The sequence below is a fragment of the Leisingera sp. CC-HEC093 genome, assembly GCF_059429195.1.
In genome coordinates, this window is record NZ_JCAIJR010000001.1 from 315,001 (window position 1) to 338,136 (window position 23,136).

The 23,136-nt window shown below is 63.1% G+C and carries 22 protein-coding genes; 9 read left to right on the top strand and 13 right to left on the bottom strand.

Annotation, left to right across the window (positions count from 1 at the left end; translation table 11 throughout):
* Nucleotides 1–21 precede the first annotated feature (21 nt).
* From AC5STB_RS01575 to AC5STB_RS01585, 3 genes are all read left to right on the top strand, one after another.
* Complete coding sequence (locus tag AC5STB_RS01575) at nucleotides 22–885, top strand: S-methyl-5'-thioadenosine phosphorylase (RefSeq protein ID WP_495444549.1); 864 nt, start codon at nucleotides 22–24, stop codon at nucleotides 883–885.
* Between the two features lie 123 nt (nucleotides 886–1,008).
* Nucleotides 1,009–2,019 (top strand): DUF418 domain-containing protein, encoded by a 1,011-nt coding sequence (locus AC5STB_RS01580; protein ID WP_495441224.1) that lies wholly within the window; start codon nucleotides 1,009–1,011, stop codon nucleotides 2,017–2,019.
* A 127-nt stretch (nucleotides 2,020–2,146) separates the two neighbouring features.
* Nucleotides 2,147–2,686: an adenine phosphoribosyltransferase gene (locus AC5STB_RS01585; protein WP_495441225.1), complete on the top strand. Its 540-nt coding sequence runs from the start codon at nucleotides 2,147–2,149 to the stop codon at nucleotides 2,684–2,686.
* A 216-nt stretch (nucleotides 2,687–2,902) separates the two neighbouring features.
* On the opposite strand, the gene AC5STB_RS01590 is transcribed toward AC5STB_RS01585, so the two are convergent.
* The 11 genes from AC5STB_RS01590 to coxB form a co-directional block, all read right to left on the bottom strand.
* Nucleotides 2,903–4,321 (bottom strand): FAD-binding oxidoreductase, encoded by a 1,419-nt coding sequence (locus tag AC5STB_RS01590; protein ID WP_495441226.1) that lies wholly within the window; start codon nucleotides 4,319–4,321, stop codon nucleotides 2,903–2,905.
* 41 nt (nucleotides 4,322–4,362) lie between these two features.
* Nucleotides 4,363–5,187 (bottom strand): MBL fold metallo-hydrolase, encoded by an 825-nt coding sequence (locus AC5STB_RS01595; RefSeq protein WP_495441227.1) that lies wholly within the window; start codon nucleotides 5,185–5,187, stop codon nucleotides 4,363–4,365.
* A 284-nt stretch (nucleotides 5,188–5,471) separates the two neighbouring features.
* Nucleotides 5,472–6,062 carry a GNAT family N-acetyltransferase gene (locus tag AC5STB_RS01600; protein WP_495441228.1) on the bottom strand — a complete coding sequence of 197 codons (591 nt, stop codon included), beginning with the start codon at nucleotides 6,060–6,062 and terminating at the stop codon, nucleotides 5,472–5,474.
* Nucleotides 6,062–7,324: a M16 family metallopeptidase gene (locus tag AC5STB_RS01605; protein ID WP_495441229.1), complete on the bottom strand. Its 1,263-nt coding sequence runs from the start codon at nucleotides 7,322–7,324 to the stop codon at nucleotides 6,062–6,064. The genes AC5STB_RS01600 and AC5STB_RS01605 overlap by 1 nt, the downstream gene beginning before the upstream one ends.
* On the bottom strand, nucleotides 7,321–8,709 hold the full coding sequence (gene thrC / locus AC5STB_RS01610; protein WP_495441230.1) for a threonine synthase: 1,389 nt from the start codon (nucleotides 8,707–8,709) through the stop codon (nucleotides 7,321–7,323). Before thrC ends, AC5STB_RS01605 begins: the two co-directional genes overlap by 4 nt.
* A 5-nt stretch (nucleotides 8,710–8,714) precedes the next feature.
* Complete coding sequence (locus AC5STB_RS01615; RefSeq protein ID WP_495441231.1) at nucleotides 8,715–9,395, bottom strand: SURF1 family protein; 681 nt, start codon at nucleotides 9,393–9,395, stop codon at nucleotides 8,715–8,717.
* Between the two features lie 119 nt (nucleotides 9,396–9,514).
* Nucleotides 9,515–10,324, bottom strand: coding sequence for a cytochrome c oxidase subunit 3 (locus AC5STB_RS01620; protein ID WP_495441232.1), 810 nt, complete (start codon nucleotides 10,322–10,324; stop codon nucleotides 9,515–9,517).
* Nucleotides 10,325–10,347: 23 nt separating this feature from the next.
* The gene (locus AC5STB_RS01625; protein ID WP_495441233.1) at nucleotides 10,348–10,935 is read right to left on the bottom strand and encodes a cytochrome c oxidase assembly protein; all 588 of its coding nucleotides are present in this window, start codon (nucleotides 10,933–10,935) and stop codon (nucleotides 10,348–10,350) included.
* On the bottom strand, nucleotides 10,935–11,099 hold the full coding sequence (locus AC5STB_RS01630; RefSeq protein WP_495441234.1) for a cytochrome c oxidase system small membrane protein: 165 nt from the start codon (nucleotides 11,097–11,099) through the stop codon (nucleotides 10,935–10,937). Before AC5STB_RS01630 ends, AC5STB_RS01625 begins: the two co-directional genes overlap by 1 nt.
* Before the next feature lies 1 nt (nucleotide 11,100).
* The gene (gene cyoE / locus AC5STB_RS01635; RefSeq protein ID WP_495441235.1) at nucleotides 11,101–12,042 is read right to left on the bottom strand and encodes a heme o synthase; all 942 of its coding nucleotides are present in this window, start codon (nucleotides 12,040–12,042) and stop codon (nucleotides 11,101–11,103) included.
* 96 nt (nucleotides 12,043–12,138) lie between these two features.
* Complete coding sequence (gene coxB, locus AC5STB_RS01640) at nucleotides 12,139–12,984, bottom strand: cytochrome c oxidase subunit II (RefSeq protein WP_495441236.1); 846 nt, start codon at nucleotides 12,982–12,984, stop codon at nucleotides 12,139–12,141.
* 195 nt (nucleotides 12,985–13,179) lie between these two features.
* Between coxB and tldD the strand changes: the two genes are divergently transcribed.
* The 5 genes from tldD to AC5STB_RS01665 all read left to right on the top strand — a co-directional run bounded on the left by tldD (nucleotide 13,180) and on the right by AC5STB_RS01665 (nucleotide 20,597).
* On the top strand, nucleotides 13,180–14,601 hold the full coding sequence (gene tldD, locus AC5STB_RS01645; protein ID WP_495441237.1) for a metalloprotease TldD: 1,422 nt from the start codon (nucleotides 13,180–13,182) through the stop codon (nucleotides 14,599–14,601).
* 228 nt (nucleotides 14,602–14,829) lie between these two features.
* Nucleotides 14,830–16,014, top strand: coding sequence for a DNA-processing protein DprA (gene dprA, locus AC5STB_RS01650; protein WP_495441238.1), 1,185 nt, complete (start codon nucleotides 14,830–14,832; stop codon nucleotides 16,012–16,014).
* Between the two features lie 195 nt (nucleotides 16,015–16,209).
* Nucleotides 16,210–18,843: a type I DNA topoisomerase gene (gene topA / locus AC5STB_RS01655; RefSeq protein WP_495441239.1), complete on the top strand. Its 2,634-nt coding sequence runs from the start codon at nucleotides 16,210–16,212 to the stop codon at nucleotides 18,841–18,843.
* A 419-nt stretch (nucleotides 18,844–19,262) separates the two neighbouring features.
* Complete coding sequence (locus AC5STB_RS01660; protein WP_495441240.1) at nucleotides 19,263–19,967, top strand: CoA transferase subunit A; 705 nt, start codon at nucleotides 19,263–19,265, stop codon at nucleotides 19,965–19,967.
* A gap of 3 nt (nucleotides 19,968–19,970) precedes the next feature.
* Nucleotides 19,971–20,597: a CoA transferase subunit B gene (locus AC5STB_RS01665; protein WP_495441241.1), complete on the top strand. Its 627-nt coding sequence runs from the start codon at nucleotides 19,971–19,973 to the stop codon at nucleotides 20,595–20,597.
* Between the two features lie 63 nt (nucleotides 20,598–20,660).
* Here AC5STB_RS01665 and AC5STB_RS01670 read toward each other — a convergent pair whose 3' ends face one another.
* Nucleotides 20,661–21,032, bottom strand: coding sequence for a hypothetical protein (locus tag AC5STB_RS01670; RefSeq protein WP_495441243.1), 372 nt, complete (start codon nucleotides 21,030–21,032; stop codon nucleotides 20,661–20,663).
* 713 nt (nucleotides 21,033–21,745) lie between these two features.
* Nucleotides 21,746–22,561: a lytic transglycosylase domain-containing protein gene (locus AC5STB_RS01675; RefSeq protein WP_495441244.1), complete on the bottom strand. Its 816-nt coding sequence runs from the start codon at nucleotides 22,559–22,561 to the stop codon at nucleotides 21,746–21,748.
* A 357-nt stretch (nucleotides 22,562–22,918) separates the two neighbouring features.
* Here AC5STB_RS01675 and AC5STB_RS01680 point away from each other — a divergent pair, with 357 nt between their 5' ends.
* The gene (locus AC5STB_RS01680; protein WP_495441245.1) at nucleotides 22,919–23,125 is read left to right on the top strand and encodes a Flp family type IVb pilin; all 207 of its coding nucleotides are present in this window, start codon (nucleotides 22,919–22,921) and stop codon (nucleotides 23,123–23,125) included.
* Nucleotides 23,126–23,136: the final 11 nt, after the last annotated feature.

Below are 23,136 nucleotides of genomic sequence, written 5' to 3' on the forward strand. Positions count from 1 at the left end.
CAGGACGTGACCAAGGAAACCATGATCGCCGTGATCGGCGGGTCCGGCATATACGAGATCGACGGGCTGGAAGACGCGCAGTGGGTTTCGGCTGAGACCCCTTGGGGGGCGCCGTCGGACCACATTCTGACCGGCAGCCTGGACGGCGTCAAGATGGCCTTCCTGCCCCGCCACGGCCGTGGCCATGTGCATTCCCCGACTGAGGTCCCCTACCGCGCCAACATCGACGCGCTGAAGCGGCTGGGGGTGACGGATGTGTTCTCTGTCTCCGCCTGCGGGTCGTTCCGCGAGGAACTGGCGCCGGGCGATTTTGTTGTTGTGGATCAATTCATTGACCGGACTTTCGCGCGCGCAAAAAGCTTCTTTGGCACCGGCTGCGTCGCCCATGTGAGCGTCGCGCACCCGACCTGCGAACGGCTTTCGGACGCAGCAGAGGCGGCCGCACGCGATGCCGGCGTCAAGGTTCATCGCGGCGGCACCTACCTCTGCATGGAGGGACCGCAGTTCTCCTCGATGGCCGAAAGCAAAATGTACCGCGAGCACTGGGGCTGCGACGTCATCGGCATGACCAACATGCCGGAGGCCAAACTCGCCCGCGAAGCAGAACTGTGCTATGCCTCCATCGCCATGGTCACCGATTACGACAGCTGGCATCCGGAGCACGGCGCAGTGGAGATAACTGATATCATTGCCACATTGCAGGGAAACTCTGCCAACGCCCGCGCGCTGGTCCGCCGCCTGCCCGGCCTGCTCGGACAGGAGCGCGCGGACTGCCCGCACGGCTGCGACAAGGCGCTGGAATACGCCATCATGACCGCCCCGGAGAAACGCGACCCGGCGCTGCTGGCCAAACTGGACGCCGTGGCAGGGCGGGTGCTGAGCTGACCGGCACTGCCCGTATCTGAAATTATCTGAGGCGCCCCCTTCGGGCGCCCTTTTCTTTGCCATCCAGAGTGCCTTTATCTTATTGGGACAAGTTCTTTTTGCATTTGATTTTATGAGGCTTTCATGCGCTTGCACGGATTGGACATTGCCCGCTTCCTCGCCTTTTGCGGCATGGTGCTGGTGAATTTCCGCATTGCAGCCCAAGTCACACCGGGTACCGATACCGCGTCCGTGTTCACCAATGCTCTGGAGGGGCGGGCTGCGGCGCTGTTTGTGGTGCTGGCAGGCATCGGCCTGTCGCTGGGCAGGCCTGACCGCGCAACGATCTTCCGCCGTGCGGTGTTCCTGTTTGTGATCGGGCTTTTGAACCTGGCAATCTTCGAGGCCGACATCCTGCATTTCTATGCGCTCTATTTCCTGGTAGCGCTGCCGTTCCTGACCGCCTCCAGCCGGGCGCTGATTTGGGCGGCGGCGGGCATTCTGCTCATCGGGCTGATCAGCCTGCTGGCCCTGGATTACGAGGCACACTGGGATTGGGAGACCCTGGCATACGCGGATTTTTGGACTGTAGAAGGCTTCCTGCGCCATTCATTCTTCAACGGCTGGCACCCGGTATTTCCCTGGGCCGCCTTCCTGTTCCTCGGCATGTGGGCGGGCCGCCTGCAGCTTTCCAGCCGCCGGGTTCAGACGCATCTGATCCTTTGGGGGACTGCTGCCGCGTTACTGGGGGCAGTACCCGGGATGCTGATCCCCGACCCCGAGCTGGCTGAGCTTTTTGGCACCAATGCCATCCCGCCCGGCCCCTTCTACATCCTGGCCGCAGCTGGCAGCGCGCTGGCGGCCACCGGGCTGGTGCTTGCCATCACCCCGGCCCTGGACAAGGCCGGTCTGGCGGAATGGCTGGCAGCCCCGGGACGGCAGGCGCTCAGCCTCTATGCGGCCCATATTCTGCTGGGCATGGGCACACTGGAGGCCATGGGGCAACTGGACGGCTCTCTCAGCACCACGCAGATCTTCGGCTACTCACTGGGGTTTTGCGCCCTCTCGATGGTCGCGGTTTGGTTCTGGAATCTCTTTGCAAAACGCGGTCCGCTGGAAGCCCTGATGCGATGGAGCACAGATTTGCCACGGTAACCCCGGGTCGGGGGCATGGGCGGCCTCCCGCTTTTCCTTGCAACACGGCACCGGATCGTCCAAACCGCTGCTGGCCCGGCAATTTGCCAGGCCTCCATCACCGATTTTGCTCAGGAGAGCCGAGCCGATGCCCAAGAAACCCGCCGTCAAGGATTACATCCGCACCATCGTCGACTTCCCGCACGAAGGGATCATGTTCCGCGATGTGACCACGCTGTTTGCCGACCCGCGCGGGTTCCGCATGGCGATCGACCAGATGCTGCACCCCTATGCAGGCGAGCAGATCGACAAGGTGGTCGGGCTGGAGGCGCGCGGATTCATTCTCGGCGGCGCCATTGCGCATCAGCTGGGCACCGGCTTCGTGCCGATCCGCAAGAAAGGCAAGCTGCCCGGCACGACAATCAGCCAGGACTACAAACTGGAATACGGCGAGGCGATTGTAGAGATCCACGACGATGCCATCAAGCCGGGCGAGAAGATCCTGGTGGTCGACGACCTGCTGGCAACCGGCGGCACCGCGGGCGCCGGCATCAAGCTGATCGAACGGCTGGGTGGCGAGATCGTCTCCTGCGCCTTCATCGTCGATCTGCCGGAACTGGGCGGGCGCAAGCTATTGGAGGACATGGGCATGGACGTGCATGTGCTCTGCGAGTTCGAGGGCCTCTGAACACCTCCCACTGACCGCCTGTGTGGGGCCGGAAGTCTCCCGCCGGTCAGGCGCCTTTCTTGGGAAAGGCTGTTCCCGTTGGGCATGGCCCCTTCAGGCCCCCTGGGCCGGAAGGGGCGCGCCGCGCCTCTGCGCGGCGCCGGGCCCAAAGCTGCCAGGCGGTCCGGCATCGCCGGGCAGCCGGGGCTGCGGGAGCCCCCAAAAAACTGAACCGGATCACTCTGCGCCGAGTACCGCGCCCGGGTTCATAATGCCATTGGGGTCCAGCGCCTGCTTGATCGCCCGCATCGCCGCCAGCTTGGCCGGGTCGCCGTAGCGTTCCAGATCGCCGGTCTTCATCCGCCCCACCCCGTGCTCGGCGCTGAAGGAGCCGCCGAAGGCGTGGACCAGATCATGCACCGCCTCTTTGACCGCACCGCGCAGGGCCTCATACTCCTCCCGCTTGCGGCCCTTGGCCGGGAACACGTTGTAGTGCAGGTTGCCGTCGCCCAGATGGCCAAAGCAATTGATGCGGAAATCCCCAAGCCTGGCGACCATATCCCTGCCCTGTTCGATGAAGGCGGGTATCTCCGAAATGGGCACCGAGATGTCGTGGCTGGACACCGAGCCGATGGCTTTGTTGGCCAACGGGATATGCTCACGCACGGCCCACAGCGCCTGCCGCTGGCTGTCCGACTGGGCAATTACACCGTCGCTTGCCAGCCCTGCAGCCTCGGCGGCTTCAAACAGCTCTGCCAGCACGTCCTCCGCCTCCAGCCCGCGCGGCAGGCCCAGCTCAATCAGCACGCACCAGTCCGGCGCTTCAGCAAAGGGCTGGCGGACCTGCGGCAGTGTCTCTGCCAGAAAGTCCAGCCCCTGCCGGTGGATCAGCTCAAAGGCGCTGACACCCTCGCCCGCATGATCACGGGCCAAGGCCAGCAAGCCGATGGCAGCCTGCGGGTCCTTCACGGTGAAGACCGCGGTGCCTTGCGACGCCGGCACCGGCGATAGTTTCAGCGCCGCAGCGGTGATCACGCCCAGCGTGCCCTCAGCCCCGATCAGCAGATTCCTGAGGTCGTAGCCGGTGTTGTCCTTCCTCAGCCGCGACAGCCCGTGCCAGATCTCGCCTGAGGGCAGCACCGCCTCCAGCCCCAGGCAGAGATCGCGGGCATTGCCGTAGCGCAGAACATTGACGCCGCCGGCATTGGTCGACAGGTTGCCGCCAATCCGCGCGGACCCTTCCGCTGCCAGCGATAAGGGAAACAGCCGGCCCGCCGCCTGCGCCGCCGCCTGCACGTCCGCCAGAATGGCGCCACCTTCCGCGATAAGGACATTCTCCCGGGCGTGAACCGCCCGGATCGCCGCCATCCGCTCCAGCGAAATCACCAGCGGCGCCGGTCCATCCGGCATCACCTGGCCGCCGACCAGGCCGGTGCCGCCTCCATAAGGCACCACAGGCACCCGCGCCCGGTTGGCTTCGCGGACCAGAATGGAGACCTGCTCAACATTCCGCGGCAGCGCCAGCAGCCCCGCCTGCCCCTGGTACCGGCCGCGCGGCTCTTCCAGATAGCGCGGTTCGGCGGTACGCAGCACGCCTTCAGGCAGCAGGCGTGAGAGGCGGGCGGAAAAGGCAGCGTCGGCAGGGTTCAGTGTCATGCCTTATCCATGCCGCAAGGCCCTGCGGCTGGCAAGCCAGCTCACTCGTCGTCCAAAAGGTATTTGGGCCGCAGGACATGGATGGTCGGGCGGCTGGGCAGGCCGCGCAGAGAGACGGTCAGCTCGCTTGCCCCCTGATCCACCACGTCAAATTCCGGGCCGATCCGGGCCAGGAAACGTTCCAGCGAGTGGTCGCTGAACCAGTGCATAGGGATGATCACGGAAGAGCGCAGCCGCCCCAGCACCTCCAGCATCTGGTCGAGCGGCAGGGTGATGCCGCCGTCCACCGCCGCCATCACCACGTCGAGCCGCCCCAGCGCCGCGTATTGTTCCGGAGTCGGCACGTGATGCAGATGCCCCAGGTGGCCAATGCACAGGCCCGCGGCCTCGAACACAAAGATCGAATTGCCCCGTGCCTCCAACCCGCCGAACATGTTGCGGATGTCGGTCGGGACATTGCGGATCAGCATCTCGCCAAGGTCGAGGTGATGATCAACGCCTGCGCCGAACGGCCCCCAGCCCTGCAGCACATGCGGGATGGCCGGGTCCGGATGGGCGGTCCAGTGGGTCTCATGGGCGTGGTTCATGGTGACCACATCGGGGATCATCGGCGCCGCTCCGGTGAAGCCGGTGAAATCGGTGACCACATTCAGCCCGCCCCCGGTGCGCAGCAGAAAGGAGGCATGGGCGATATAGCGGATCTGCACGCTGTCTTCAGCCACCGGGTCCTGCCAGCTGGCCTGCTGCAGATACGCCATCCCCGGCGCAGACTGTGCCAGGGCAATGCAATGGCTCTGCCGCCGCTCCTGCGCCTGAAGGGCACCGGAACACAGGATGAGGCATAGGAGGCTGGCAAGCGCGCGCATGAGGCAGGTTCTAGGGCGCAAACCCGTGTTGTCAGCCCTGCTCACCGAAAATTCAGGGCGCGGCGCTCCCGCCTGCGCTGGCAGAATTCAGCATTCTGCATTGCAGTTGGGCGTGGCGCCGGGCCTGCGGCCAGGCGCGGCTGAAGTCAGGATCGCTTGGCTATTTTCTGACCGCGGGGCCAGTTTGCGCCGTGCCGCAGGGACGGCGCTTGGCCCAACGGGAGCGCTGCATTTTCAATGCAGCGGCGACGGGCGGGAGTTCTTTCCATGCTGCGGCAGCGTTACTAGGCCTGTCCCGCCAGCGTCTTGCCACGGCGGTCGTGACGCAGAGAGGCATAAAGCACATGGGTGCGCCAGCGGCCGTTGATCTGCAGATAGGACTGGGCAACACCCTCGTACTTGAAGCCGGATTTTTCCAAGAGCCCGCGCGACGCCTGGTTTTCCGGCAGGCAGGCAGCCTCGACGCGCGACAGATCCAGCTTGGTAAAGGCGTGATGCACCACCGCGCCGATCGCCTCGCGCATGTAGCCATGGCGGGCAAAGGGCAGCCCGGTCCAATAGCCCAGCGTGCCTGCCTGCGCCGGGCCGCGGCGGATGTTGTCCAGCGTGATCGCCCCCACCAGAACCTGATCGGTGCGCCGGACCAGGAACAGCGGCAGCGCGGTGCCGCCGGAAACTGAACGGCGTGCCCAGTAGACCCGGTTGGTAAAGCTCTTGCGGCTGAGGTGATCCGCCGCCCAGCTTGGCTCCCACGGGGTCAGATAGGGCTGGCTTTGCAGCCTGAGCGCCGCCCAGCCGTGAAAATCCGAATGCACCGGCGGCCTGAGGGTCAGGCGCTCGGTTTCAATGCGGACCTTGCGGCGGGTGAGCAGCATCAGGCGGCGCGCCTCTCCTGCAGCCTCTCCAGCGCCGGGGCATCCGCGACCGGGCCATACAGCGCCAGCGCCGCCGGAGCGGTCACCGCCATGGTTTCCGCCAGTTCCTGCACATCCTTGGTGGTGACGGCATTGATGCGGTCCACCGTGCGCTCCAGCGACGGCACCTTGCCCCAGATCTGCACCAGCCGTGCCAGGCGTTCGGCACGGTTCGAGGGGCTTTCCAGCCCCATCAGCATCCCGGCCTTCATCTGAGCGCGGGCGCGTTCGACCTCGGCACCGCTCATATCATCCGCGGCACGTTTCATCTCGTCGATGGTGATGCCTGCAAGCTCTTCCAGCTGCTCACCGGACGTGCCGGCATAAACCGTCATCGAGCCTGTATCGGCATAAGAGCCCGCCTGCGAGAAGATGGTGTAGCACAGGCCGCGCTTTTCGCGCACCTCCTGGAACAGACGCGAAGACATGCCGCCGCCAAGCGCGCTGGCATAGATTTGCGCGGTGTACATCGACTGATCGCGGTAGCCCGGCCCTTCGAACGCCAGCGCGAAATGCGCTTGCTCCAGATCCTTGACCTGCCGTGCCTCGCCGCCGGTGAAGGTCGCGCCTTCTGCGGTGAAATCCGGCTTGGCCGCCATATGGCCGAACAGCTGCTCCGCCAGTTTGACCAGCGCATCGTGATCCACACCGCCCGCTGCCGCCAGGATCATCTGACCGGGGCCATAATGTTCAGCGACAAACCCCTGCAGATCCTCGCGGGAGAAGCTGCGGACACGTTCCTCCGGGCCCAGAATGGTGCGGCCCAGCGGCTGACCGCGATAGCTTTCCTCCTGCAGCCAGTCAAAGATCACGTCGTCGGGCGTGTCCAGCGACTGGCCGATCTCCTGCAGGATCACCCCGCGTTCGACCTCGATCTCGCGATGGTCAAACACCGGATTGAGCAGGATATCCCCGATCACGTCCACCGCCAGCGGCACGTCATCCTTCAGCACTCGGGCATAATACGCCGTCACCTCGCGCGAGGTGTAGGCGTTTATGTAGCCGCCCACATCCTCGATCTCCTCTGCGATCTGCAGGGCCGAGCGCCTTTTGGTGCCCTTAAAGGCCATATGCTCCAGAAAATGGGCAATGCCGTTTTGCTCCAGCCGTTCGTGGCGGCCGCCGGCGCTGACCCAGATCCCGACCGCCGCGGATTCCAGACCCGGCATATGCTCGGAGACGATGCGGAACCCGTTGGCGAGTGTGTGCTGCTGAACTGTCAATTCGCGATGTTCTTTCTGATATGATCCTCGAGGGCAGCCAGATCGTTGGCGATCCGGGTCACCCGTTCCGGCCTCTCATACAGGTCGGACATGCGCGGCGGCAAGGGCGGATGAATGCCGCTGGCCTCTTCCACCGCCGCGGGGAATTTCGCCGGGTGCGCGGTGGCTAGCGTGATCATCGGCACATCGCCGTTGCGGTGTTCGTTTGCCACTTTCACGGCCACTGCACCATGCGGGCAAAGCAGCTCGCCTGAGGCCGCCAGTTCGGATTTGATGGTCGCCAGTGTTTCCTCCTCGGAGGTTCGGCCGGAGACGTAATTCTCCGCCAGCGCCTGCATTGCGCCTTGCGACACATCAAAGCCGCCCTCCTTCAGCTCGTCCATCAGCTGCGCAATGGCCCTGCTATCCTGTCCATAAGCGTAGAACAGGGCGCGCTCGAAGTTCGAGGAGACCTGAATGTCCATGGACGGTGAGATCGAGGGCTGGGTCTCCCCCTTGTAATAACCCTGCCCCGACAGGCAGCGGTGCAGGATATCGTTCTGGTTGGTGGCGACCACCAGCTGGTCGATCGGCAGGCCCATCTGCTTGGCGATGAAGCCTGCGAAGATGTCGCCGAAGTTGCCGGTCGGCACGGTAAAGCTCACCTTGCGCTGCGGCGCGCCCAGCGACACGGCGGAGGAGAAATAATAAACCACCTGCGCCAGCACCCGCGCGATGTTGATCGAATTGACGCCCGCCAGTTTCACGCCGTCGCGGAAATCGAAGTCGTTGAACATATCCTTCACGCGCGCCTGGCAGTCGTCGAAATCGCCATCAATCGCCAGCGCATGCACATTGGCGTCCTGCGGCGTGGTCATCTGGCGGCGCTGCACCTCGGAAACGCGGCCATGCGGATACAGGATGAAGACGTCGACATTGCTGAGGCCGCGGAAGGCCTCCATTGCGGCAGAACCAGTGTCGCCGGAGGTGGCCCCCGCAATGGTCACCCGGTCGCCGCGGCGCTCCAGTGCGGCCTGGAACAGCTGGCCGATCAGCTGCATGGCGAAATCCTTGAACGCCAGCGTGGGGCCGTGGAACAGCTCCAGCAGGAAATGGTTCGGCGCCAGCTGCTTCAAGGGCGCGCGGGCAGCGTGGCCGAAACCCTCGTAGGCGCGGGCGATGATGCCGCGGAATTCCTCGTCGGTGAAACAGTCGCCCAGGAAAGGGCGCATGACGCGAAAGGCGGTTTCTTCATAAGACAGGCCCGCCAGCGCTGCGATATCATCGTGGGACATCTGCGGGATTTCGGCCGGAACATAAAGTCCGCCGTCACGGGCAAGCCCCGTCAGCATCGCATCTTCAAAGGTCAGCTCGGGCGCTTGGCCCCGGGTCGAGATATATTTCATCGCCTTCAGCTCTTCGGGTTGGGGCGGCTGCGCCGCAGGAAGTAGATAGTCATCGCGGCCCAGATAAAGGCCAGCGAAAACCAGGTGATCGCATATTGCAAGTGGTTGTTCGGAACAGAGGCCGTGTCGACCGGTACCGGCAGCAGGCCTGCCTCCCCTTGCGGGCTAGTACGCAGGACAATCATCACAGGCTCAGTGCCCAGTTGTTCCGCCATGCGGCCCGCGTCACGGGTGTACCAGATGTTCGCTTCAAGGTCCGGCGCCGGGGTGTAGCTGTCGGTCTCCTGCGGCCAGTGGATGTTGCCTTCGATATCCGCGGGGCCGGACAGGCGCACGGCCTGCTTGGCCTTCACTGGAATAAACCCGCGGTCGATCAGCACCCGGCGTCCGTCCGCCAGCGTGAAGGGGGAAATCACCCGGTAGCCGGGGCCTATATCCTTGATCGAGGTGAGAACGTGCAATTCCTCTGCACTGATCTCTCCGGACAGGCGGACCGGGCGGTATTTGTCCGCGTCCTTGTCCAGCGCCTTCGGCAGGTGATCGGCCGCGTCGCCCGCGATACGCTCCTCGATGGTGGACAGGATTCCTTCCTTCCAGGCCTTGCGCTGCAACTGCCAGCTGCCCAGCCCGATCAAAATGGCCAGGCCCGCGCCACTGATGACCAACAGGAAGATGACACGCCGCATCCGGGCCGCTCCGCTTCAATAACAAAGGCGCGCAGAGCGTGATGCCCTGCGCGCCTAGCTCATTAAGGTCTGTCTGCGGTTTTTGGAACCGCAAACATGTAACCGTTACAAACCGCCCGTTACAGGCCGGAAGTGCCCCAGATGTAGACGGCGAAGAACAGGAACAGCCAGACAACGTCCACGAAGTGCCAGTACCAGGCGGCCGCCTCGAAACCGACGTGCTGCTCCGGGGTAAAGTCGCCCTTCATCGCGCGGATCAGGCAGACGGTCAGGAAGATGGTGCCGATGATCACGTGGAAGCCGTGAAAGCCGGTTGCCATGAAGAAGTTGGAGTAGAACTCGTCGCCGCCGAACTGCCAGCCTTCGTGCAGCAGGTGCGCGTATTCATAGCCCTGCAGGAAGGTGAAGGCGACGCCCAGAGCGATACCGATGGCCAGGCCCTGGATCAGCGCCTTGCGGTCGTTGTTGTGCACCAGCGCGTGGTGCGCCCAAGTCACGGCGCAGCCGGACAGCAGCAGGATCAGGGTGTTGATCAGCGGCAGATGGAACGGGTCGACGGCATAGATCTCCGGCGCCACGTATTCAGTGCCGACATAAGTCTCCATCGGGTACATGGCGTGTTTGAAGAACGACCAGAACCAGGCGAAGAAGAACATCACCTCGGACATCACAAACAGGATGAAGCCATAGCGCAGGCCGATGCGGACGACGGGGGTGTGGTCGCCGACCTTGCTTTCGGCAACGACTTCTGCCCACCAGGCATAGGCCGAGTAAAGAACCGCAACGAAGCCGATCCAGAACGGCCAGGCGGTGATGCCTTTCATCCAGAACACCGCGCCAACCAGCATGACGAAAGTGCCCAGAGCAGAGGCCAGCGGCCAGATCGACGGCGGCAGAATATGATAATCGTGATTTTTAGCGTGCGCCATTTAAGTGTCCCTCACCTAGCGGCCTAGTTCGTGGTTGTGCCTGCCCCGGTGTTAACCCCGGTGTCGAGAGCGGCATAGCCCTCGGGCAGATCGATTTCATGGAACGTGTACGAAAGCGTAATCGTATGCACGTATTTTGCGTCCCGGTCGTCAATGATCTCCGGGTCGACATAGAAGGTTACGGGCATCTGCACCCGCTCCCCCGGCTGAAGCACCTGCTCGGTAAAGCAGAAGCAGTCGATTTTCTCAAAGAACCCGCCAGCCTGATAAGGCGCCACGTTATAGGACGCCTGCCCGGCAACGGGGCGGTCGGTCGGGTTGTAGGCCTCGTAAAAGGCCAGGCCGGTTTCGCCCAGACGGATTTCCATCTCGCGCTGGACCGGCTTGAACTCCCACGGCATGCCGCGTTGCTTGGAGCCGTCGAAGCGGACCTTGATGGTCTGGTCCAGCACCGTGTCCGGCCCCGCACTGGCAACGCCGGTAACGCCGCCAAAGCCGGTGACGCGGCAGAACCAGTCATAAAACGGGACCGACGCCCAGGACAGGCCGCCCATCAGGACGACAACGCCGACCAGCTGGACAACAGTCTTCCTGGGGCCCTGCAGCGCCATCAGTTCTGCTCTCCCTGCGCATCGGGAAACTTGAAGCTGGCAGAGGTCACCTTGACCATAGTCAGCGCCATGATCAGCACCACAAAGGCCGCCAGTGAAATGCCGACGCCCTTGTTCAGGCCGGACCGGCGCTTGTGGATCTCATGTTCCTTGCGCAGGGCCATCTTACCAGCCTCCCAAGCCATAGGGCTTCAGCAGTGCTTCGGCCAGGATGGCACCGAAATGCAGGAACAGATACAGCAGCGACAGCTTGAAAAAGCTGCGCTCCACCTTGAAATTATCGGCCTCGGAATCGTCCTCGTCACGGCGGGTGATCTTCCAGGCGCCATGCAGGAACAGCGCATTCATCACCAGCGCCGCCGCCAGATAGACCGGGCCGCCAATGCCGGAGAATGCAGTGCCGACGGCCAGAACCGCCAGCAACGCCGTGTAGACCAGGATATGCACGCGGGTGGCGCGGCGGCCGTGGGTCACGGTCAGCATCGGCACGCCCGCGTCGTCGTAGTCCGAGCGCATGAACAGCGCCAGCGCCCAGAAATGCGGCGGTGTCCACATGAAGGTCAGCAGGAACATCAGCCAGGGCTCAACCGACATGGTGCCGGTGGCGGCGATCCAGCCGATCACCGGCGGGAAGGCCCCCGCGGCACCGCCGATCACGATGTTCTGCGGCGTCGCCCGCTTCAGCCACATGGTGTAGACCACCACATAAAAGAAGATGGTGAAGGCCAGGAACGCGCCGGCAAAGACATTCGCGGCCAGCGCCAGCATGATCACCGAAAGGCCCGACAGCGCCAGACCAAAGGCCAGCGCCTCGCCCGGTTCGATCTTGCCAGCCGGAATCGGGCGCGACTTGGTGCGCTTCATCACCTTGTCGATGTCCGCATCCCACCACATGTTCAGCGCGCCGGAGGCACCGCCGCCGATGGCGATGAACAAGATGGCGCAGAAACCGACAACGGGATGCACGGAAACCGGTGCAGCCAGCAGCCCCACCAGAGCGGTGAACACCACCAGCGACATGACACGGGGTTTCAGCAGGGCGAAGTAATCGCCAAAGCTGGCCTCGTCCTCATATGCCCGGCTTGCGTTGATGCTTGCGTCGCTCATCTTAGGTCCTTTGGCGGCAACAGGTGCGCATCTCTGCGCACCCTGGTCTTGGTTCTGATCCATATGGAGCTCCCTCAAGCTCCATATAGCCAGCTATCAGTTGGAAGCGACCTGATAGGTCTGCGGGATGCCCGCGTATTCTTCCTTGGCGCCTTCCAGCCAGGCGTCATATTCTGCCTGGGTCACCACTTTGACAGTGATCGGCATATAGGCGTGGTCCTTGCCGCACAGCTCGGAACACTGGCCGAAGTAGATGCCTTCCTTGCCTTCTTCGACCTTGAACCACAGCTGTGCCAGACGGCCGGGAACCGCGTCCTGCTTCACGCCGAAGGCCGGGATGGTCCAGGAGTGGATCACGTCAGCGCCGGTCACGTTCATCACGATGGTCTTGCCCGACGGCACAACAACGGCGGTGTCGGTGGCCAGCAGGTACTCATCCTCGGCGTAACCGTTTGCAGCCAGGTCTTCTTTCGGCAGCATGAAGCTTTCGAAGCCGAACTCGTGGTCCTCGTACTCATAACCCCAGTACCACTGATAGCCGGTCACCTTGATGTTGATGTCGCCCTCGGGAATCTCCTGCTGGGCAAACAGCTGCGGCAGCGAGAAGGAACCGATGAACACCAGCACCAGGATCGGGATCACGGTCCAGGCGATTTCGATCGGGGTATAGTGGCTGAACTTGGCCGGCGCCGGGTTGGCCCGCTTGTTGAAGCGCAGGATAGCCCACAGCAGCAGGCCGGCGACGAAAACGCAGATGACGGTAATGATCACCAGGATCATCCAGTCCAGCTTGTGGATCCCCTCCATCAGCGACGTGGCCGCCGGCTGGAAGTTCAGGCCGCCGTCCACCGGCTTACCAATGGTTTTCAGGCCTTCTTGCGCCATTGCTGGAAGGCTCGAAAGGCCGGCGAAAAGGCCCGAAAGCATCAAAGCGTTTTTCATGTTCTGTCCTGATCGGTTGATCGTATTGTTCCTGCGGCAGCACGAAATGCACGGGAATCAATGATTCCGCAAAACGCACCTGCCCCGTTGTCTTTGATGCAGCTTAAAACCATATTCGGGCGTACAGATAAAGAGGCAGCCAAGCGTCAAACCGTCGCTTTCTTGATTTAGATCAAAAAATCTGAGGACCGTGCCATGGAAAACCCATCCTTCCGACCCTTCGAAACCGCCCTTCCGGAGGATGAGGCGCTGGCCACCCTGCGCGATGCGCTGAACGGTGCGGAGGACGGCGAGATTTTTGCCGAGCGCCGCAAGTCGGAGGCGCTGTCCTTTGATGACGGGCGTCTGCGCAGCGCCAGCTATGATGCCTCCGAAGGCTTTGGTTTGCGGGCCGTGAACGGCGATGTGGCGGGTTATGCCCATTCCACCGACGTCTCCATCGCCTCGCTGCGGCGGGCCGCCGAGACGGCCAAACTGGCGGTTGGCGGCGGCGGCGGCACCTATTCGGACGCGCCGCAGGCCACCAACAAGAAGCTCTACACCGACGCCGACCCGATCAGCGCCATGCCGTTCCCGGTCAAGGTGGAGACGCTGCGCGAGATCGACGATTATGCCCGCAATCTCGATAATCGCGTGGTGCAAGTATCTGCCTCGCTGGCGGCATCCCTGCAGGAGGTGGAGATCCTGCGTGCTGACGGGGTGCGGGTGCGCGACACCCGCCCGATGGCGCGGCTCAATGTGTCAGTAATCGTCGAAAAGGACGGCCGCCGCGAAAGCGGCTCTGCCGGCGGCGGCGGGCGGCTGGGTCTTGATGGGCTGGTCGACCCCGCGCATTGGCAAGCCCAGGTGAAGGAGGCGCTGCGCATCGCGCTGGTCAACCTGGACGCGGTGCCTGCGCCCGCGGGCGAAATGGATGTTGTGCTTGGCCCGGGCTGGCCCGGCATCCTGCTGCACGAGGCGATCGGCCACGGGCTGGAGGGCGATTTCAACCGCAAAGGCTCCTCGGCCTTTGCCGGGCTGATGGGCCAGCAAATTGCAGCCAAGGGCGTCACAGTGCTGGATGATGGCACCATCCCGGACCGGCGCGGCTCGATCACCGTGGATGACGAAGGCACCCCCAGCCAGAAAACCACGCTGATCGAGGACGGCATCCTGGTCGGCTTTATGCAGGACCGCCAGAACGCGCGGCTGATGGGGGTCTCCCCCACCGGCAACGGCCGGCGCCAGAGCTACGCCCACGCCCCGATGCCGCGGATGACCAACACCTATATGCTGGGCGGCGGGGCCGATCCCGGCGATCTGGTGGCAGGCATCAAGGACGGAATCTGGGCGGTGGGCTTTGGCGGCGGCCAGGTCGATATCACCAACGGCAAGTTCGTGTTCTCCTGCACCGAGGCTTACCGGGTGAAGGACGGCAAGGTCGGCGCGCCGGTTAAGGGTGCCACCCTGATTGGCGACGGCGCGACCGCGCTCAAGCAGATTCGCGGCCTCGGCAACGACATGGCGCTGGATCCCGGCATGGGCAATTGCGGCAAGGCCGGGCAATGGGTGCCGGTGGGTGTCGGACAGCCCTCGGTGCTGATGGGCGGGCTGACCGTGGGCGGCTCGGCCGCATGAAATCGCAGTAAATAGATGTGCCAGCCAAGTGAAAGCCGGGCCTTGCCCCGCTTTCACACTTCCATGCAGCCGGAGCTAAGACCGCCCTCCTTGATGGGCTTGAGTATTCACCATGCGTACCAGCAACTTATGATAATTTTCGTTGCTTTGATGAAAAAACCTCCGCCGTTCACCATCTGTTAACCCCCTCAAGGTTAATTCTGATGCTGCAAACAGGCGGAGCTGCGGATGACCGAAGAAGCACATTCTTCCACTCACCCCCCACTCCCACCCACCACGGAAGATACCCGGTATTCCTGGCTTCGCCTTTTGCGCTCCAAACGGGTCGGCCCGGTGACATTCCACCGGCTGCTCGCAGAATACGGTTCAGCGCAGAACGCGCTGGATGCGCTGCCCGAAGTGGCACGCTCCGCAGGCATCAAAGGGTATGAAATATGCCCCGCCAAAGCAGTCGACGCCGAAATCAATGCCGCAAAAGCCGCCAAAGCGCGGCTTTTGTGCTTTTCAGATCCCGAATACCCTCAACTTCTCACCGGCCTGAAGGATGCACCCCCGCTGCTATGGGCCATCGGCGGCCTGCCGGTGCTGCAGCGTCCGATGGTTTCCCTCGTCGGTGCCCGCAATGCCTCGTCTCTGGGACTTCGCATGGCCCGTTCCCTGGCTCAAAGCCTGGGGGAGGCCGGGTTTACTGTGGTTTCCGGAATGGCCCGCGGCATCGACACATCAGCACATCAGGCCGCCCTGAAGACCGGCACAATTGCGGTGCTGGCGGGCGGAGCAGATGTTATCTACCCGGCAGAAAACACGCGGCTGGCGGCTGAGATCAGCGAAACCGGGCTGCGGCTGTCAGAACAACCTATGGGGCTGACACCGCAGGCGCGCGACTTCCCCAAACGCAACCGGATCATCGCCGCCATGTCCAGTGCCGTAGTGGTGGTGGAGGCCGCGGCCAAATCCGGCAGCCTGATCACTGCGCGGGATGCGCTGGATTACGGCCGCGAGGTGCTGGCGGTTCCCGGCCACCCGTTTGACGCCCGCAGCTCAGGCTGCAACCGGCTGATCCGGGATGGCGCCACATTGGTCCGCGACGCAAACGACGTGCTGGAGGCCTTGCCGCCGCAACAGGCAGCACCGGCACCGCGTCCGGCCGAGAAAGACCTGCAGGCCGCGCTGGCAGCCTTGCCCTCCCCGCCGCAGCAACGGCGCAGCCTGGCGCAAACCCACGCGCTGCACCAGCAGATCCTCAGCCGGCTTGGCCCCTCCCCCACCTCAGAGATGCAGCTTATCCGCGACCTGTCGCTGCCGCCGCAGCAAGTGGCCCCCGCATTGACCGATCTGGAATTGGAGGGGGCCATCCGCCGGCAGCCTGGCGGGCTGCTGTCCAAGGCCTTCCCTGAGGAGGATCAAGACTGACCAGCCATCCGGATTTTGTCACGCGGCGGGTCCGGCCGGGCCTCTGCCGTACAGTGCCGGGCACCGTTCCTGCAGCCCCGGTTGCCGCCTTTTACAGCCGCGTCCATTGCACCCGGATTGACATTCCCCCCTTGCGCCCCACATCCTGCCCCGCCATAGAACCCGGCAAAGCGGTCCGAAAAGGTATCAGAATTTATGCCAGTAGTAGTTGTCGAATCCCCGGCCAAAGCAAAAACAATCAACAAGTATCTTGGCCCCGACTATACGGTTCTGGCGTCTTACGGGCATGTGCGCGACCTGCCGGCCAAGGACGGTTCAGTCGATACCGACAATGATTTCGGCATGACCTGGGAGGTCGCCAACGATTCCCGCAAGCACGTAAAGGCCATTGCCGACGCGCTGAAAGAGGACAATGCGCTGATTCTCGCCACCGACCCCGACCGCGAGGGAGAGGCGATCAGCTGGCATTTGCAGGAGGCGCTGACCAAGCGGCGGTCTATCAAGAAGGACACCGCCGTCAGCCGGGTGACCTTCAACGCGATCACCAAGGAAGCGGTGACCGAGGCGATGCAGAACCCGCGCCAGGTCGACATGCCGCTGGTGGAGGCTTATCTGGCCCGCCGCGCGCTGGACTATCTGGTCGGCTTCAACCTGTCGCCGGTGCTGTGGCGTAAACTGCCGGGCGCGCGCTCGGCGGGCCGTGTGCAATCCGTCTGCCTGCGCCTGATCGTCGAGCGCGAGATGGAGATCGAGGCCTTCAACGCGCAGGAATACTGGTCCGTGCGCGCCCAGCTGGCCACCCCCCGCGGCCAGGAGTTCGAGGCGCGCTTGACCGTCATGGGCGGCGACAAGCTTGACAAGTACAGCCTGAAAAACTCGACCTCTGCTGAAATGGCGGTGCAGGCCGTGGCCTCGCGCAAGCTGTCAGTACTGTCGGTCGAGGCCAAGCCCGCGGCCCGCAACCCCTCTGCCCCCTTCATGACTTCGACCCTGCAGCAGGAAGCCAGCCGCAAGTTCGGCATGGGCGCGCGCCAGACCATGAACGCGGCGCAGCGGCTGTATGAGGCCGGCCTCATTACCTATATGCGGACCGACGGCATCGACATGGCGCCGGAGGCGGTGCAGGAAGCCCGCGCTGAGATCGAAAAGCGCTATGGCGCCGAATACGTGCCCGCCAGCCCGCGGATTTACAAGAACAAGGCCAAGAACGCGCAGGAAGCACACGAGTGTATCCGCCCAACGGATATGAGCCGCGATGCTGCCAGCCTGAAGGTGAGCGACGACGACCAGCGCAAGCTCTATGACCTGATCTGGAAGCGGACCCTGTCCTGCCAGATGGAAGGCGCCCGGCTGGAGCGCACCACCGTCGATATCGGCTCTGCCGACAGCCAAGTGGTGCTGCGCGCCACCGGCCAGGTGGTGCTGTTTGACGGCTTCATGCGGGTTTACGAGGAAGGCCGCGACGATGTGGCGGACGAGGACGACAAACGCCTGCCGCAAATTATGCAGGGCGAGGCGCTGAAATTCGCGTCTTCGTTGGCGGCGCAGGCTGAGAAGGCGGGCAAGGACGCCTCTGTTCTGTCGGACGATGGTGCCGTGCTGGCGCTGCAGCACCACACTCAGCCGCCGCCGCGCTATACCGAGGCCACCCTGGTCAAGCGGATGGAAGAGCTGGGCATCGGCCGCCCCTCGACCTATGCGTCCGTGATCACCACGATCCAGGACCGCGAATATGTCCGCAAGGAAAAGAACCGCCTGTTCCCCGAGGACAAGGGCCGGATCGTCACCATCTTCCTGCTGAATTTCTTCCGCAAATACGTGGGCTATGAGTTCACCGCGAACCTGGAGGAAGAACTGGACGACGTGAGCGCGGGCGACGGCGACTACAAGGATCTTCTGGGCAAGTTCTGGCGGGATTTCTCGGCCGCTATTTCGGAAACGTCCGACCTGCGCATCACCGAGGTGCTGGATGTGCTGGACGATGCGCTGGCACCGCAGCTTTATCCGCCGCGCGAGGATGGCACAGATCCGCGGACCTGCCCCAAGTGCGGCGCAGGCCAGTTGCATTTGAAGACCTCGCGCACCGGCGGCTTCGTCGGTTGCGGCAACTACCCCGAATGCAATTACACCCGCCCGATTTCGGGTGAAGGCGCTGAGGGGTATGAGCGTATTCTGGGTGAAGACGACGGCGACGAGATCCACCTGAAATCCGGCCGTTTCGGGCCGTATGTCCAGCGCGGCGAAGCCACGCCTGAAAACAAGAAGCCGCCGCGCTCCTCGCTGCCGAAACAAGGCAAGGACTTCCTGCCCGGCTGGAGCCCGAACGAGATCACCCTGGAGCAGGCGCTGACCCTTCTCACCCTGCCGCGCGACATCGGCCAGCATCCGGATGGCGGCGTCATCCAGTCCAACCTGGGGCGGTTCGGCCCCTATATTGCGCACCAGCTGCCCGACGAGGAAAAGCCGGTTTATGCCAACCTCAAGGAGACGCTGGACGTCTTTGAGATCGGCATGAACCGGGCGGTGGAAATGCTTGCCGAAAAACGAGCCAACCCGGGGCGGCGCGGCAGCCGTGCCGCCGCCAAGCCGCTTAAGGAACTGGGCGAACACCCGGAAAGCGGCGGCGCGGTCAATATCATGGATGGGCGTTACGGGCCCTACGTCAAATGGGAAAAGGTGAATGCCACCCTGCCCAAGGACGTGGAGCCCAAGGATGTGACCATGGAAATGGCAGTGCAGCTGATTGCAGAGAAATCGTCGAAGGGCGGTAAAAAGAAAGCCGCGGCCAAAAAGCCCGCAGCCAAGAAGAAGGCCGCTGCCAAGGAGTGACCGCAGGCGGGTGCTCCCGCCGGCTCCGGGCGCATTGCCATGCGCCCTCTCCGTTGGGCCCGGCGCCGCTGGCGCGGCGCGGCCTTCCGGCAGGACCCGTTTCGCAGCGGGTCAAGGGCGGCGCAGCCGCCGCGCCAGCGGCTTGCCCTTGACGCGCTGAGAAACAAAGGAACACTGGCAAACGCCCTGCCAGGGCAGTCTTGCCCTTGCAGGGCTTCTCAGCCAATCCCCCTTGCGCCGCGCAGCGGCGCCACGCCCAAGCCTGACGGCTGGATTGCCGCAGGCAAACCAGTGGGGAAGGCGCGGGAGCACATCCCTCGCCGCCCCTCCGTAGAAATACGCGTTTCTCTCCGTATCGTTGACTTGCGTCCTCCCCGGCGTCAGAACCACTGTCAAACGGTACTTGTTGGGAGAACTCCATGAAAAAGGTCTACGCCAACGCCGCCGAAGCGCTCGATGGGCTGCTTCATGACGGCATGCTGATCGCCGCGGGCGGCTTCGGTCTCTGCGGCATCCCCGAACTTCTTTTGCAGGCAATCAAGGAATCCGGTGCCAAGGACCTGACCTTTGCCTCCAACAATGCCGGCGTCGACGACTTCGGTATCGGCATCCTGCTGCAGACCAAGCAGGTGAAGAAGATGATCTCCTCCTACGTGGGCGAGAACGCGGAATTCATGCGCCAGTACCTGTCGGGTGAGCTGGAGCTGGAATTCAATCCTCAGGGCACCCTGGCCGAGCGCATGCGCGCCGGCGGCTGCGGCATCCCGGGCTTTTACACCAAGACCGGTGTTGGCACCGTGATCGCCGAGGGCAAAGAGCACAAGGATTTCAACGGCGAGACCTTCATTCTGGAGGAAGGCATCTTTGCCGATCTTTCCATCGTGAAAGCCTGGAAGGCGGATGACACCGGCAACCTGATTTTCCGCAAGACCGCCCGCAACTTCAACCCGCCCGCCGCCATGTGCGGCAAGATCTGCGTGGCGGAAGTGGAGGAAATCGTGCCCCGCGGAGAGCTCGACCCCGACCAGATCCACCTGCCCGGCATCTATGTGCACCGCATCATCCAGGGCGAGCACGAGAAGCGCATCGAGCAGCGCACCACCCGCAAGCGTGAGGAGGCTTGAACCATGGCTTGGGACCGCAACCAAATGGCCGAGCGCGCCGCGCAGGAGCTGGAAGACGGCATGTATGTGAACCTCGGCATCGGCATTCCGACGCTGGTGGCGAACTACGTGGGCGACAAGGATATCACCCTGCAGTCGGAGAACGGCATGCTGGGCATGGGCCCCTTCCCCTATGAAGGCGAAGAGGACCCGGACCTGATCAACGCGGGCAAGCAAACCATCACCGAGCTGAACCGCACCGCCTATTTCGACAGTGCAACCTCCTTTGGCATGATCCGCGGCGGCAAGATCGCAGCCGCGATCCTGGGCGCGATGGAAGTGGACGAGAAAGGCGATCTGGCGAACTGGATGATCCCTGGCAAGCTGGTCAAGGGCATGGGCGGCGCCATGGATCTGGTGGCCGGCGTCGGCCGCGTGATCGTGGTGATGGACCACACCAACAAGCATGGCGACAGCAAGGTGCTGAAGGAATGCACCCTGCCGCTGACCGGCAAGGGCGTGGTCGACCGCATCATCACCAATCTGGGTGTGCTGGACGTGGTCGATGGCGGCTTGAAAATTGTAGCGCTGGCCGATGGTGTCAGCGAGGACGAACTGCGCGCAGCCACCGAAGCCACTATCGTGAACTGAGTTTCAGTGTTTCTGCATATTAAACGGCCCGCCTTTCACAGGCGGGCCGTTTTCTGTTGCGGCCTATACTCCGGCGGCAAAGCCGGGCCGGTGACGGGGGCGGAGAGTGTGCCAGACTGCACCCGCAGGCGGATTGACGATCTCGTACATATAGACCCGCTTGTTGTACCAATTGACGATCTTCTCCTGCCCGTTTTCAAACACCACAACGCAGTAGCTGCCATCAGCCGGATCACAGCTGTCGCGGCTCAGCCAGGTCACCACGAACGGCTCAGCCAAGTGCTGCTTGAACAGCACGGTGGCCTTGGTCATCGTGCCCGAGGCATAAAGCCCGCCGGCGAACAATGCCGCTGCCAGAAGAATGAAGCCGCCGCCTGAAAAGTCCCGGAACGGATTGGACTTTGCGATGCCGGGACCAAAGGTAACAAAAAACATCCGGCCGAAAAAACCAACGAATGCGATTGTTCCGAACATGGCAAATGTGCTGGTCAGCTCTTTCGCCCCCGCGGCCACCGCCGAGGGATCAATACCTAAATCCAAATTATGCCTCCAAAGGCTTGAGCGTCTGAAAATACCGGTCAGAAATCAGTCAACCCGAACAGCAGCAAGGCCAACTGCCGAAGGAAACAACAATTTTCCGAAAAACGCGGCGTCAGCCTCATCAAAGACTCAGCGCACTTAGGGTCAGGCACGCGAGGCACCGGACAAGACCAGCGGCAGTGTCATGCACCGGCCCCGGATACGCAGCAGATCTAGCCGCCTGGGGCGATTGCCCTTGGCGGTTTTTCTGTGCAGGTCTTTGCGGCTCGTGATTCTTTCGCTCGTTCCGTTCGGTTTTCGCGCTGAAGCCCAATTATGGGGGCGGCGCCGCCGGGTGGAGGTGGACAGACCCCGCCGGGGGCCTGCTCGGACAAGCTCGCTTGGACGACCCCCTTTTTATCAGGGCCGGTCTCCGGGTGTTGCGCAGGCAGCCTCACAGATGCCTGCGCCTCGTATCATGGCCCATGCGCGGGGCCATGGCGGGGGATCGCGATCATCTGGCAGTCTGGCAGAGCCGGGTGAGAATTGCGTGAAGGGGGCGTACGGTGGGTGCGCAACACCCGGTCCTCCGCTTGCGAAGCCGCTGCGCTGCCTTACGCGGAGCGGCTTCAGTTTCGCATCCGGAAGACGCAGCCATCGGACAGGAACAGCGGTGGCGTCATGCACATTCCGCGTGCCACCTGATAGGCGGCCAGAACTTTGGGCACGTAGTCCCGGGTCTCTGCATAGGGCGGCACGCCCTTGTGGGCGCGGACCGCTCCCTCGCCAGCATTATAGCCCGCGAGCACCAGAATGGGATCGCCGCCAAACTCGCTCATCAGCCAGTTGAGGTACTTTATGCCCCCGGAAATGTTCTGCTTTGCCTCCAGCGCATCAGTCACGCCGAACCGCGCGGCCGTGTCCGGCATCAGCTGCATCAGCCCCTGCGCCCCGGCCGTGCTGACCGCATCGGCCTTGCCTGCGGATTCCACCGCTATCACTGCCAGGACCAAAGCCGGTGAGACTTCGGTGCCGACGCTCTCCGTCAGGATCTGCACCCCGCGCTCTTGCACGATGTCCTGCATCAGCTGCAGCCGCGGAGCGGCCAGGCCCTTGGCACCGCTCAGCGCCTGCATCGCATCATCCAGGCGCCCCGGGCCGGCGCCCTCAATCCCTGCAGCTACTTTGTCCCAGAACCAGCCGTAGCGCCCGCGGGGCACGTCCTCAGCGCTGGCGGGCGCGGCCGGCGCAGCAAGCGCCGGCTCTTCTTCCGGTTCCGGCGCCGGCTCAATCTGAATGGTAATGCGTTTGCCTGTACCAGGCGCCGGCGGCTTGATGCGTTTTGCCTCGAACTGCGGGAACGGCTGGGGCGGCGTCGCCTGCCCTGCTGCAGCCAGCGGCAACGCACAGGCTGCCAGCACCAAGACTGCTCTGTGGAAAGACATTGCCTTGCCTGCCTGTGGTTTCTGTTTGCCCCAGACTGGGAAAGTTGGCCTGCAAATGCCAGCATTCCTGCCCCGGAATCTGGCGTAACCGCCTTATTTGCCCCGTACTGGCGCCGAAATACCACGGCACCCCATGAACTAATAAAAAATTAATGCTGCGATTTCGGCATCTTAAGAGAGATATTGCCAGAAAGTAAAAATTGGGCGCCGATTTCCGGAATTCAGCCCAAATCCTGCCACGCTGCACTGGCTATATGTACTCATCCAAGCCGGACAGTGGTCAAGCAGGTGAGAGAGCAGACCCTGGCGAGAAGGCGGGATGTTGAAAATTCTGAGATCCTTTGGAGGGACCAAACCATGATCAAGTTCATCAAAAACTTCCGCAAAGACGAATCTGGCGCCGTGACCGTTGACTGGGTCGTTCTGACCGCTGCTGTCTGTGCCCTGGCCGGTGTCGTGTACACCGCGATCGAATCCAACTCCTCCGACCTGGCATCCGACACCGGCGCCTTCATCAAAGCATCCTCGCCGGGCACTGCAGGCGTCGGCGGCCCGTCCAGCTAAGCCTGAGACTG

Excerpts from the sequence above, each read along its gene's own strand:
- topA (WP_495441239.1), top strand. The coding sequence starts at position 16,210 with ATGCCAGTAGTAGTTGTCGAATCCCCGGCCAAAGCAAAAACAATCAAC.
- AC5STB_RS01595 (WP_495441227.1), bottom strand. The coding sequence starts at position 5,187 with ATGCGCGCGCTTGCCAGCCTCCTATGCCTCATCCTGTGTTCCGGTGCC.
- AC5STB_RS01675 (WP_495441244.1), bottom strand. The coding sequence starts at position 22,561 with ATGTCTTTCCACAGAGCAGTCTTGGTGCTGGCAGCCTGTGCGTTGCCG.
- AC5STB_RS01660 (WP_495441240.1), top strand. The coding sequence starts at position 19,263 with ATGAAAAAGGTCTACGCCAACGCCGCCGAAGCGCTCGATGGGCTGCTT.
- AC5STB_RS01665 (WP_495441241.1), top strand. The coding sequence starts at position 19,971 with ATGGCTTGGGACCGCAACCAAATGGCCGAGCGCGCCGCGCAGGAGCTG.
- AC5STB_RS01615 (WP_495441231.1), bottom strand. The coding sequence starts at position 9,395 with ATGCGGCGTGTCATCTTCCTGTTGGTCATCAGTGGCGCGGGCCTGGCC.
- AC5STB_RS01620 (WP_495441232.1), bottom strand. The coding sequence starts at position 10,324 with ATGGCGCACGCTAAAAATCACGATTATCATATTCTGCCGCCGTCGATC.
- AC5STB_RS01575 (WP_495444549.1), top strand. The coding sequence starts at position 22 with ATGATCGCCGTGATCGGCGGGTCCGGCATATACGAGATCGACGGGCTG.
- AC5STB_RS01580 (WP_495441224.1), top strand. The coding sequence starts at position 1,009 with ATGCGCTTGCACGGATTGGACATTGCCCGCTTCCTCGCCTTTTGCGGC.
- cyoE (WP_495441235.1), bottom strand. The coding sequence starts at position 12,042 with ATGAGCGACGCAAGCATCAACGCAAGCCGGGCATATGAGGACGAGGCC.
- AC5STB_RS01630 (WP_495441234.1), bottom strand. The coding sequence starts at position 11,099 with ATGGCCCTGCGCAAGGAACATGAGATCCACAAGCGCCGGTCCGGCCTG.
- AC5STB_RS01625 (WP_495441233.1), bottom strand. The coding sequence starts at position 10,935 with ATGGCGCTGCAGGGCCCCAGGAAGACTGTTGTCCAGCTGGTCGGCGTT.
- thrC (WP_495441230.1), bottom strand. The coding sequence starts at position 8,709 with ATGAAATATATCTCGACCCGGGGCCAAGCGCCCGAGCTGACCTTTGAA.
- tldD (WP_495441237.1), top strand. The coding sequence starts at position 13,180 with ATGGAAAACCCATCCTTCCGACCCTTCGAAACCGCCCTTCCGGAGGAT.
- AC5STB_RS01670 (WP_495441243.1), bottom strand. The coding sequence starts at position 21,032 with ATGTTTTTTGTTACCTTTGGTCCCGGCATCGCAAAGTCCAATCCGTTC.
- dprA (WP_495441238.1), top strand. The coding sequence starts at position 14,830 with ATGACCGAAGAAGCACATTCTTCCACTCACCCCCCACTCCCACCCACC.
- AC5STB_RS01590 (WP_495441226.1), bottom strand. The coding sequence starts at position 4,321 with ATGACACTGAACCCTGCCGACGCTGCCTTTTCCGCCCGCCTCTCACGC.
- AC5STB_RS01585 (WP_495441225.1), top strand. The coding sequence starts at position 2,147 with ATGCCCAAGAAACCCGCCGTCAAGGATTACATCCGCACCATCGTCGAC.
- AC5STB_RS01680 (WP_495441245.1), top strand. The coding sequence starts at position 22,919 with ATGATCAAGTTCATCAAAAACTTCCGCAAAGACGAATCTGGCGCCGTG.
- AC5STB_RS01600 (WP_495441228.1), bottom strand. The coding sequence starts at position 6,062 with ATGCTGCTCACCCGCCGCAAGGTCCGCATTGAAACCGAGCGCCTGACC.
- coxB (WP_495441236.1), bottom strand. The coding sequence starts at position 12,984 with ATGAAAAACGCTTTGATGCTTTCGGGCCTTTTCGCCGGCCTTTCGAGC.